4 protein-coding genes are annotated in these 4,957 nt (G+C 66.2%); 2 read left to right on the forward strand and 2 right to left on the reverse strand.

Going from position 1 to position 4,957, the window contains the following annotated elements:
* Positions 1-202 precede the first annotated feature (202 nt).
* Both pta and AWB65_RS34125 read left to right on the forward strand, forming a co-directional pair.
* Positions 203-1,243, forward strand: coding sequence for a phosphate acetyltransferase (gene pta / locus AWB65_RS34120; RefSeq protein WP_087671173.1), 1,041 nt, complete (start codon positions 203-205; stop codon positions 1,241-1,243).
* A gap of 41 nt (positions 1,244-1,284) precedes the next feature.
* Positions 1,285-2,010 (forward strand): sulfite exporter TauE/SafE family protein, encoded by a 726-nt coding sequence (locus AWB65_RS34125; RefSeq protein ID WP_087671176.1) that lies wholly within the window; start codon positions 1,285-1,287, stop codon positions 2,008-2,010.
* Here AWB65_RS34125 and AWB65_RS34130 read toward each other — a convergent pair.
* Entirely contained in the window at positions 1,982-3,733 is a 1,752-nt protein-coding gene (locus AWB65_RS34130; RefSeq protein ID WP_087671174.1) for a cobaltochelatase CobT-related protein, read from the reverse strand. The two genes, AWB65_RS34125 and AWB65_RS34130, sit on opposite strands and share 29 nt — an antisense overlap.
* Complete coding sequence (locus AWB65_RS34135) at positions 3,733-4,716, reverse strand: AAA family ATPase (protein WP_087671175.1); 984 nt, start codon at positions 4,714-4,716, stop codon at positions 3,733-3,735. The genes AWB65_RS34130 and AWB65_RS34135 overlap by 1 nt, the downstream gene beginning before the upstream one ends.
* Between the last annotated feature and the right edge of the window lie 241 nt (positions 4,717-4,957).

The following is a 4,957-nucleotide window of genomic DNA, read 5'->3' on the forward strand; positions in this document are numbered from 1 at the left end:
GCGTTGAAGCGCGCGATCGATCTGCAGATGAACCACGGCAAGACGACGATCATCGAGATCATGTGCACACGCGAACTAGGTGATCCGTTCCGTCGCGATGCACTCGCCAAGCCCGTACGCATGCTCGACAAGTACAAGGACTACGTCTAACCGCTGAATCGGGCCGGAAGCTTCCGGCCCTCTCACACCAATACGCAAACCCATGAAAGCGATCAACCGCATCATCGATCACGCGCGCGCGACGCCCATGCGCATCGTGCTGTGCGAGCCCGAGGACCCGCGCGTGCTGCAGGCGGCGCAACGCGCGACGCGCGAGGGCATCGCGCGGATCGTGCTGGTCGGCGAGACGGCGCGCATCCTCGAAGCGGCGGCCCGCGAGCAGATCGACCTCGCGGACACGGACGTAATCGACCCGGCGACATCACCCCTCGCCACAGCTTGCGCCGACGAACTTTTCACGCTGCGCAGCAAGAAAGGCATGACACGCGCCCAGGCGCAGCTTGAAGCGCTGAATCCCCTCTGCTTCGCGAACCTGCTGGTGCGTCTCGGCTACGCGGACGGCTCCGTCGCGGGCGCGTTGAACACCACCGCCGACGTCGTGCGCGCCGCGATCCAGATCATCGGCGTGCGGCCGGGGTTCCGGCTCGTGTCGAGCTTCTTCCTGATGATGCTGTGCGAGCCGTTCCACACGATGAAGGGCGGCCTGATCTTCTCCGACTGCGCGCTCGTCGTCGAGCCCGACGCGAACGAACTCGCCGAAATCGCGATGGCCGCCGCCGACAGCGCCGCGAGCCTGCTGATGGACGAGCCGCGCGTCGCGATGCTCTCGTTCTCGACGAGCGGCAGCGCGCGGCACGCGGCGGTCGACAAGGTCGTCGCCGCGACGGAACGCGTGAAGGCAGCGCGCCCGGCCCTCGCCATCGACGGCGACGTTCAGCTCGACGCGGCCATCGTCGCGGAGATAGCGCGCCGCAAGGTCGAGCATTCGCAGGTCGACGGACACGCCAACGTGCTGATCTTTCCGAGCCTGGAGGCGGGCAACATCGGCTACAAGCTGGCGGAGCGCATCGGCGGGGCGAAGGCGATCGGGCCGCTGCTGCAAGGGCTGAAGAAGCCGGCCAACGACCTGTCGCGCGGATGCAGCGCCGACGATATCTTTTACGTGATCGCGGTGACGAATGTACAGGCGCAGGCCGTGCTGCAATTGACGGCCGACACGCGAGCGGCCGAGCCCGCGCCGTGAGCATCGCGAGCGTGCTGCATGCGCTCGCGCTGCTCGCGCTGATGGGCGCCGCGAGCTACTTCCAGACGGTGACGGGCTTCGGGCTCGGCATGATCGTGCTCGGCGCGGCGAGCGGCTTCGGCCTCGCGCCGCTCGCAAGCGTGGCCGCGCTGGTGAGCCTCGTCACGCTGGCGAACAGCGCCATCGCGTTGCCCGGCACGCTCCATCACATCGACTGGCGCGCGGTGGGCGCGGCGACGCTTGGGCTCTTGCCATCGGTGGTCGCGGGCGTGGTGCTGCTCGACTACCTGAGTGGCGCGGCGTCGGGCATCCTGCAGATTCTGCTCGGTGCGGTGATCCTCTACGGCAGCCTCGCCGCCGCGTTGCGCCCCGCCCCGCTCGCGCGGCGCTCGGGCGATCGCGGCTTCTTTCTCTCCGGCGTGTTCGGCGGCCTGCTGAGCGGGATGTTCGGCATCTCCGGTCCGCCGCTCGTGTTTCAGTTCTATCGACAGCCGTTTTCGCTCATGCAGATCCGCTGCGCGCTGATCCTGCTGTTCGCGATGACGGCGCTGATCCGCTCGCTCTTCAGCGCGTGGAACGGACAACTCGGCCACGAAATCTGGATACAGACGGCGTTTGCCGTGCCGGCGGTGGCGTTAGCGACGGTTGCGGCGCGGCGTTATCCGCCGCCGATATCGGGCGTCGCGACGCGAAGGATCGCGTTCGGGGTGCTGGTGGTCATTGGCTGCTATTTGATGGTCAGCGCGGTGCGGGGGTGGCTTCAATAAGCGCGCTACGCCCGCCCATCCACCGCACGACCTCCCCCAACATCTTCATGTTCGGAGGCGTCGAAAGATCGAGCGCCAGCGAGCGCCGGTAATACGGACTCAGGTCAAGCCCGACGCCCAGCCCGAGCACCTCGACATCGCGCATCGCCTCATGCCGCGCGACGACTTCCTTCAAATGGTTGTCGAGATAGAACGCATCGTTGGTCTGCGCGGTCGCGCTGTCCATCGGGCTGCCGTCGGAGATCGCGATCAGCATGCGCCGCTTCTCCGGCCGCGCGCCGAGCCGCGTACACGCCCATTCGACCGCCTCGCCGTCGATACCCTCGCGAAACAGCTCCGCCCTGAACATCGCGGCGATATCGCGGCGCGCGCGGCGCCAGCTCGTCAATGCATCCTTGAAGACGAGATGCGATACCTCGTTCAGCCGCCCCGGATGACGCGGCCGCCCGCGCGCGAGCCAGTCGAGCCGCGCACGGCCGCCGTTCCACGCGGCCGTCGTGAAGCCGAGCACTTCGCTCGTCACGCCCGCGCGGTCGAGCGCGCGCACGAGCACGTCGATCATCGTCGCGACCGGTTCGATGTGCGCCTTCATCGACCCCGAGCAATCGATCAGGAAGCTCACCGCGCAATCTGCGACGAGCGTGTGTCGTTCCAGCCGAAAAAGCCGCCGCTCGTTCGGCGATGCCACGAGTTGCGCGAGTCGCCGTCCATCGATACGGCCATGTTCTTCGCCGAACGACCAGCCGTCGCGCTCGGGATCGGCAAGCGCCGCCTCCAGCGCGTGCGCGAGGCGGCTCACGTTGATCCCCTGCGCCGCGATGCGCGCATCGAGCTTCTCGCGAAACTCGTCGAGCAGCGCCCGGCGTACGCGCGTGGCGGGACGCACTTCCTCGTCGTAGCGCGTCGTAAAAACGCGATACCCGTCGGCCGATGCATCGAGCGCGCGGCTCGTTCCCGTCACGGCGATGCCCATCTCCTTGTACTCTTCCTCGTCGGAACCGAGCCACAGCGAGAACGTCTTGCGCGCGGCGGCTTCGTCGTCCGGATCGTCGGCGCCGGCCGATGAATGGTCAGCACGCGCCGCCTGGATCATCTCGCTCACGCGCCGCGCGATCTCCAGCGCGTGAATCGCGAACGCCGCCTGATCGTTGCGTCGCCGGCGGATTCCCGCGAGTCCCGAGCCGAGCGCCGGCGCGATGGCCGCGCGCGTCGCTTCGATCAGACCTTCGGTTTCCTCCAGCACCGGCTCGCCCGTCAGCCGCGACCACGCCATCTGCGACACCGTATAGAGCAGGATGCCGAGGTGGCCATCGAGCAGGCCCGAGCGGTGAAACGCACGCGACCACGCCTCGAAGCGATGCCGCACATTGCGCACGACGCCCGGCATGCCCGGTGGCGTCAGCGTCTCGCAGCGCAGTTGTTCGAGCAGTTCGAACACGAGCCGCGCGACCGGATCGGCGGGGCATCGTTCGCGATGCACTTCGGCATCCGAATGCATGAGACGCAACGCCGCGCCATCGGCGGCGCCACGCAGCGACGCGAAATCGTCGTCATGTGGATCAGTGCGCAGATGTGGCGCGTGCAGCGGCAGCGGACGGTCGCCGCGCCACAAGCGGCCGTCGCGATAATGCAGTGCGACGTCACCGGTAAGCGCGCGCACGGCCGACGCGCACAGACGCTCACGCGCCTCGACTATGAGCGCCGTCGCGCGATCGGCTGGCATCAGAAGAGCGCCGATGCGTGGCTCTCGCATCCGGCGTCGAGTTCGCGGCCGAAGCAGCGCTGGAAATATTCGGCGACGGTCGGCCGTTCCGCCTCATCGCACTTGTTGAGGAAGGTCAGGCGAAACGCCATCGCTGGATCGCGAAAGATCTGGCAGTTCTCCGCCCAGTTGATGACCGTGCGGGGCGACATCAGCGTCGACAGATCGCCCGAAGCGAAGCCCTTGCGCGTGAGTTCGGCCACGCTGACCATCGATTCGATCAGCGCGCGGCCGGCGTCGTCGGCGAGTTCAGGCACGCGCGCGAGCACGATGCCCGCTTCCTCCGCGCGCGGCAGGTAGTTGAGCGTCGCGACGACGTTCCAGCGATCCATCTGCGCGTGGTTCAGCACCTGCGTACCGTGATACAGCCCGTTCAGGTTGCCGAGGCCGATGGTGTTGGTCGTCGCGAACATGCGGAAATAAGGATGCGGGTGGATCACGCGGTTCTGGTCGAGCAGCGTGAACTTTCCGTCGCGCTCGAGAATGCGCTGGATGACGAACATCACGTCGGGGCGGCCGGCGTCGTATTCGTCGAAGATCAGCGCGACCGGCCGCTGCAGCGCCCACGGCACGATGCCTTCCTGAAACTCAGTCACCTGCAGGTCGTCGCGGACGACGATCGCGTCCTTGCCGACGAGATCGAGCCGGCTGATATGGCCGTCGAGATTCACGCGCACGCACGGCCAGTTCAGGCGCGCGGCGACCTGCTCGATGTGCGTCGATTTACCCGTGCCGTGCAGCCCTTGCACCATCACCCGGCGATCGCGCGTGAAGCCCGCGAGGATCGCCAGCGTGACTTCGGGATTGAAGCGATAGGCGTCGTCGATATCGGGGACGTGGTCGTCGCGCTCGGTGAACGCGGGCACCATCAGGCCCGAATCGATGCCGAAAACGCTTCGCACCGACATCATCCGGTCGGGCTTGCTGCTCGCGATATCTGTCACTTTTGTTCTCCTCGACGTCTGTCCTCGGACTCATGATAGACGCATTCTTTTTTAGATACAAATCATACCGAATAATAGAATTTGTCGTTGACGATAGCGATCGGTTGATCTACATTTGATTCAACGCGAACTTTTCGGAACTTATCGTTCCGCTTTTATTAAAAACCGGAGACACCCATGAGCGAACTCGATCCCACCCTCGCCGCGCCCGCCACCGACGCCATCGGCCCCCAAGCCATGA

Origin of the sequence: Caballeronia humi (genome assembly GCF_001544475.1) — a bacterium.
In the GTDB taxonomy this organism is placed as follows: domain Bacteria; phylum Pseudomonadota; class Gammaproteobacteria; order Burkholderiales; family Burkholderiaceae; genus Caballeronia; species Caballeronia humi.

Coding starts and splice junctions, on each gene's coding strand:
- pta (WP_087671173.1), top strand. CDS start 203: ATGAAAGCGATCAACCGCATCATCGATCACGCGCGCGCGACGCCCATG.
- AWB65_RS34130 (WP_087671174.1), bottom strand. CDS start 3,733: ATGCCAGCCGATCGCGCGACGGCGCTCATAGTCGAGGCGCGTGAGCGT.
- AWB65_RS34125 (WP_087671176.1), top strand. CDS start 1,285: ATGGGCGCCGCGAGCTACTTCCAGACGGTGACGGGCTTCGGGCTCGGC.